Source organism: Parapedobacter flavus (assembly GCF_035818675.1).
Classification (GTDB): domain Bacteria; phylum Bacteroidota; class Bacteroidia; order Sphingobacteriales; family Sphingobacteriaceae; genus Parapedobacter; species Parapedobacter flavus.
The window spans coordinates 1-5,577 of sequence record NZ_JAYKZZ010000044.1; the positions used below are offsets into that span (position 1 = coordinate 1).

1 protein-coding gene, 2 tRNA genes and 3 rRNA genes are annotated in these 5,577 nt (G+C 54.3%); all 6 read left to right on the forward strand.

Going from position 1 to position 5,577, the window contains the following annotated elements:
• The first annotated feature begins 104 nt into the window (after window positions 1-104).
• The 6 genes from U9S71_RS20660 (at window position 105) to rrf (ending at window position 5,572) form a co-directional block, all read left to right on the forward strand.
• A complete protein-coding gene (locus U9S71_RS20660) occupies window positions 105-272 on the forward strand; it encodes a hypothetical protein (protein WP_326329753.1) in 168 nt (55 codons plus the stop codon).
• Between the two features lie 158 nt (window positions 273-430).
• Window positions 431-1,958, forward strand: a 16S ribosomal RNA gene (locus U9S71_RS20665).
• Between the two features lie 111 nt (window positions 1,959-2,069).
• Window positions 2,070-2,143 (forward strand) — tRNA-Ile (locus U9S71_RS20670).
• A 7-nt stretch (window positions 2,144-2,150) separates the two neighbouring features.
• Window positions 2,151-2,227 (forward strand) — tRNA-Ala (locus U9S71_RS20675).
• Between the two features lie 279 nt (window positions 2,228-2,506).
• Window positions 2,507-5,390: ribosomal RNA gene (locus U9S71_RS20680) — 23S ribosomal RNA — on the forward strand.
• Between the two features lie 70 nt (window positions 5,391-5,460).
• Window positions 5,461-5,572 (forward strand): 5S ribosomal RNA (gene rrf / locus U9S71_RS20685).
• The 16S, 23S and 5S rRNA genes sit together here with 2 tRNA genes alongside, the layout of an rRNA operon.
• The last annotated feature ends 5 nt before the right edge of the window (window positions 5,573-5,577 follow it).

The window sequence follows — 5,577 nt, forward strand, 5'->3', positions numbered from 1 at the left end:
TACCTTTGCATCCCGCTTCGGAGGAGGCGGTTGTTCGTTGAGGGTTTTGTTTTTTTCCGGTTTATATTTTGCTTTGGGGTTGTTTCCGGGGTTATCGGAAAAAAGTGAAAATAAATTTTGCCGGATTGAAAAAGGTTTTTACCTTTGCAATCCCAAACGGAAACCGGGTCACACCGGTTCGGCAGCGCGATGCGGCCGGGACTGTTGAAAGGGGCAAAACAAAGGCGGTGTCGGGTTTCGTAACCCGGTATGGCACATCGGCCGAAGCGTGAGCGGAGGCGGGGAAGTTCTTGAAAGATATTGATATTCATGTAGCGTAACGAGTAGTCTGTTTCAGGCGAAAGTTAAAAGACAGACCTAAGTCGATCAGGTAAATAGACATAATAACAGATTGATTCCGAGTGATCGGGTCAGATCGGACAAACATTTTACAATGGAGAGTTTGATCCTGGCTCAGGATGAACGCTAGCGGCAGGCCTAATACATGCAAGTCGAACGGGATCCGGAGGTAGCTTGCTACTTCCGGTGAGAGTGGCGCACGGGTGCGTAACGCGTGAGCAACCTGCCCGTCCCAGGGGGATAGCCCCTCGAAAGAGGGATTAACACCGCATGACGCTGGAGGATGGCATCATCTTCCAGCCAAATATTCATAGGGGACGGATGGGCTCGCGTGGCATTAGCTAGTTGGTAAGGTAACGGCTTACCAAGGCAACGATGCCTAGGGGCTCTGAGAGGAGAATCCCCCACACTGGTACTGAGACACGGACCAGACTCCTACGGGAGGCAGCAGTAAGGAATATTGGTCAATGGGCGCAAGCCTGAACCAGCCATGCCGCGTGCAGGAAGACGGCCCTACGGGTTGTAAACTGCTTTTGTTAGGGAACAAACCCCCCGACGTGTCGGGGGCTGAGTGTACCTAAAGAATAAGGATCGGCTAACTCCGTGCCAGCAGCCGCGGTAATACGGAGGATCCGAGCGTTATCCGGATTTATTGGGTTTAAAGGGTGCGTAGGCGGCGTGCTAAGTCAGTGGTGAAAGACGGTGGCTCAACCATCGCAGTGCCGTTGATACTGGCGCGCTTGAATGCGGATGAGGTAGGCGGAATGTGGCAAGTAGCGGTGAAATGCATAGATATGCCACAGAACACCGATTGCGAAGGCAGCTTACCAAGGCGCGATTGACGCTGATGCACGAAAGCGTGGGGATCGAACAGGATTAGATACCCTGGTAGTCCACGCCCTAAACGATGATGACTCGGTGTCGGCGATACACAGCCGGCGCCCAAGCGAAAGCGTTAAGTCATCCACCTGGGGAGTACGCCCGCAAGGGTGAAACTCAAAGGAATTGACGGGGGCCCGCACAAGCGGAGGAGCATGTGGTTTAATTCGATGATACGCGAGGAACCTTACCCGGGCTTGAAAGTTAGCGACGCATCCAGAGATGGATGTTCCCTTCGGGGCGCGAAACTAGGTGCTGCATGGCTGTCGTCAGCTCGTGCCGTGAGGTGTTGGGTTAAGTCCCGCAACGAGCGCAACCCCTATGGATAGTTGCCAGCATGTAATGGTGGGGACTCTATCCAGACTGCCTGTGCAAACAGTGAGGAAGGCGGGGACGACGTCAAGTCATCATGGCCCTTACGTCCGGGGCTACACACGTGCTACAATGGGCGGTACAGCGGGCAGCCACCTGGCAACAGGGCGCCAATCCCGCAAAGCCGTTCACAGTTCGGATCGGGGCCTGCAACTCGGCCCCGTGAAGTTGGATTCGCTAGTAATCGCGTATCAGCAATGACGCGGTGAATACGTTCCCGGGCCTTGTACACACCGCCCGTCAAGCCATGAAAGCCGGGGGTGCCTGAAGCATGTTGCCGCAAGGGGCGTGTCAGGGCAAAACTGGTGATTGGGGCTAAGTCGTAACAAGGTAGCCGTACCGGAAGGTGCGGCTGGAATACCTCCTTTCTAGGGTACCGGTCGGTGCTCGTTATGCGCATGTTATCAATTGATTCAAAAGAGAAAAGAAGAATAGGACACCGTTCCCTTACACGGTATCCGACAGGCAAGAGAAAAGCTAGTCCCGTAGCTCAGTTGGTTAGAGCACTACACTGATAATGTAGGGGTCAGCAGTTCAAGTCTGCTCGGGACTACCGATTCGGGGAATTAGCTCAGCTGGCTAGAGCACCTGCCTTGCACGCAGGGGGTCAACGGTTCGAATCCGTTATTCTCCACCAAGGAAATCAGCCGGAAGGGGCTGGAGCATCCCGACCTACAGTCGGGAGGGTCAACGGTTCGAATCCGTTATTCTCCACTGTTCAGTAGATAGTACGGAGTACATAGTAGTTAGCCCTGTCAGGTGTCTAAATACTGGATACTAAGTACCAAGTACTGAAAAAAGTTCTTTGACATATTGGAAGAAAACAAGAAGAGAGAGAAAGAGAAGGCAACAGAGGCATTCCCGCGCGAGCGGGAAGCCAAAAGCAGCCGTACGGTAGCAAAAGGGCCGTGCGGTAAAGAAAGTAGACAAGGGCACACGGGGGATGCCTAGGCTCCCAGAGGCGATGAAGGACGCGACAAGCTGCGATAAACACCGGGGATCCGCAAATGGGAATTGATCCGGTGGTTTCCGAATGGGGCAACCTGGTTATCTGAAGGATAACCGTATAATACGCGAACGCGCTGAACTGAAACATCTAAGTAGGCGTAGGAGGAGAAAACAATAGTGATTCCGCAAGTAGTGGCGAGCGAAAGCGGAACAGCCCAAACCGGACATGTTACGGCATATCCGGGGTTGTAGGACCACAACATGGCATTGGATTAGCGAAGTGGAAACCGGAAGGGAAGCCGGTACCGTAGGGGGTGATAGTCCCGTACACGTAAGCAAAGCCAGCCTAGTGGGATCCTGAGTACCGCGGGGTCGGAGACGCCCTGTGGGAATCCGGCGGCACCATCCGCCAAGGCTAAATACTCCTGGGAGACCGATAGTGAACCAGTACCGTGAGGGAAAGGTGAAAAGAACCCCGAACAGGGGAGTGAAATAGAACCTGAAACCGTGTGCCTACAAGCGGTCGGAGCATCTTTATGGTGTGACGGCGTGCCTTTTGCATAATGAGCCTACGAGTTACTCTTCACCGGCAAGGTTAAGTCCTTCAGGGACGCAGCCGAAGCGAAAGCGAGTCTGAATAGGGCGCATAGTCGGTGGAGGTAGACGCGAAACCTTGTGATCTACCCTTGGGCAGGTTGAAGGTGCCGTAACAGGTACTGGAGGACCGAACCGATAAACGTTGAAAAGTTTCCGGATGACCTGAGGGTAGGGGTGAAAGGCCAATCAAACTGGGAAATAGCTCGTACTCCCCGAAATGTTTTTAGGAACAGCGTGGAGGTTTAGTCCCGCGGAGGTAGAGCTACCGATTGGGTGCGGGGGAGTCACATCCTACCAAATCCAGACGAACTCCGAATGCCGCGGGATATACTCTGCAGTGAGGCTCTGGGTGCTAAGGTCCAGGGCCGAGAGGGAAAGAACCCAGACCATCAGCTAAGGTCCCCAAATACACGCTAAGTTGGACTAACGAGGTCCGGCTGCACAGACAGCTAGGATGTTGGCTTGGAAGCAGCCATCCATTTAAAGAGTGCGTAACAGCTCACTAGTCGAGCGGCCGGGCGTGGATAATGAACGGGCATCAAGCGTGTTACCGAAGCTATGGGGTATGTAAATACCGGTAGGGGAGCATTCCAGCGGGGGCGAATCCGCAGCGTGAGCTGCGGTGGACTTTCTGGAAAAGCAAATGTAGGCATAAGTAACGATAAGGGGGGTGGGAAACCCCCCCACCGAAAGACCAAGGTTTCCTGATCAACGCTAATCGGATCAGGGTCAGTCGGGGCCTAAGGCTAACCCGAAGGGGGATGCCGATGGACAACGGGTTAATATTCCCGTACTTTTGATGGTTGCGACGCGGGGACGGAGAAGTGACACCACCGCGCACTGACGGAATAGTGCGTTGAAGGGCGTAGGTATAGGGATCCCAGGCAAATCCGGGAACCCTGCTGAAACCCGATAGTACGGCAAAGCTTCGGCGGCGCCGATAGTGTGGGTAATCCAGCTCCCGAGAAAATCCGCTAAGCTTCAGACCATCAAAACCCGTACCGCAAACCGACACAGGTGGTTGGGGTGAGAATCCTAAGGTGCTCGAGTGAATCATGGCTAAGGAACTCGGCAAAATGGCCCTGTAACTTCGGGAGAAGGGGCTCCCACGGCAACGTGGGACGCAGTGAAAAGGCCCAGGCGACTGTTTAACAAAAACACATGGCTTTGCGAAATCGAAAGATGAGGTATAAGGCCTGACACCTGCCCGGTGCCGGAAGGTTAAGGGGGGATGTTAGTGGGTTCGCCCGCGAAGCATTGAACCGAAGCCCCGGTAAACGGCGGCCGTAACTATAACGGTCCTAAGGTAGCGAAATTCCTTGTCGGGTAAGTTCCGACCTGCACGAATGGTGTAACGATCTGGGCACTGTCTCAGCCATGAGCTCGGTGAAATTGTGGTATCGGTGAAGACGCCGGTTACCCGCAACGGGACGGAAAGACCCCATGAACCTTCACTACAGCTTAACATTGGGATTGGGTACGTGATGTGTAGGATAGGCGGGAGGCTGCGAAACGGGTTCGCCAGGATCTGTGGAGCCAACCTTGAAATACCGCCCTTTGCGTATCCGGTTCCTAACCCCGCTGAAGCGGGGGACACTGTTTGGTGGGTAGTTTGACTGGGGTGGTCGCCTCCAAAAAGGTAACGGAGGCTTTCAAAGGTAAGCTCAGTACGCTTGGTAACCGTACGTGGAGTGCAATGGCATAAGCTTGCTTGACTGTGAGGCCTACAAGCCGAACAGGGCCGAAAGGCGGACATAGTGATCCGGTGGTTCTGAATGGAAGGGCCATCGCTCAAAGGATAAAAGGTACTCTGGGGATAACAGGCTGATCTCCCCCAAGAGCTCATATCGACGGGGAGGTTTGGCACCTCGATGTCGGCTCGTCACATCCTGGGGCTGGAGAAGGTCCCAAGGGTTGGGCTGTTCGCCCATTAAAGTGGCACGCGAGCTGGGTTCAGAACGTCGCGAGACAGTTCGGTCCCTATCTGTTGTGGGCGTGGGAACATTGAGTGGGGCTGGCCTTAGTACGAGAGGACCGGGCTGGACCGACCGCTGGTGAACCAGTTATGCCGCCAGGCGTACCGCTGGGTAGCTATGTCGGGTTTGGATAAGCGCTGAAAGCATCTAAGTGCGAAACCGGCCACAAGATGAGTGTTCCTTATGAGGGCCCCCGTAGATGACGGGGTCGATAGGCCGCAGGTCTAAAGGTGGCAACACCAAAGCCGAGCGGTACTAATAGCCCCATAGCTTTCAAAGCAGATAAACCCGTTGCCTTCTCCCATCCTCCCTCGAACCTGTTTTCTTCCACTATATGTCATAATGATTTTCTGGCGCCTATATCGGCGGTGATCACCTCTTCCCATACCGAACAGAGCAGTTAAGCCCGCCAGAGCCGATGGTATTGCCGTAAAAGGCGTGAGAGTAGGTCGGCGCCAAAACCTAC